This window comes from Idiomarina sp. Sol25 (genome assembly GCF_033052775.1).
Taxonomy (GTDB): domain Bacteria; phylum Pseudomonadota; class Gammaproteobacteria; order Enterobacterales; family Alteromonadaceae; genus Idiomarina.
In genome coordinates, this window is record NZ_JAUPEW010000118.1 from 1 (window position 1) to 271 (window position 271).

1 protein-coding gene is annotated in these 271 nt (G+C 42.8%); it reads left to right on the forward strand.

Features of this window, described 5'->3' with window-relative positions:
- Nucleotides 1–271: hypothetical protein (locus Q5L94_RS13695; protein WP_317498908.1), on the forward strand; the 271-nt coding region annotated here is incomplete at both ends.

Below are 271 nucleotides of genomic sequence, written 5' to 3' on the forward strand. Positions count from 1 at the left end.
GTCGGAAAATCAAAAGGAATAGAAGCGATTGCGATTGAACTTAGCAATTCATCGATTCAAGGGGATATTAAATACAGAACATATACACAAAATGCAGGCTGGCAGGATTGGAAATCCAATGGTGAGATCAGTGGCAGTGACGATGAGACAACTAAAATAGAGGCGATTGCGATTGAACTTACAGGTGAACTGAGCAAGAGCTATGATGTGTATTATCGAGCGCATTGTCAGGATTATGGCTGGTTAGACTGGGCGAAAAGCGGGGAGAAAG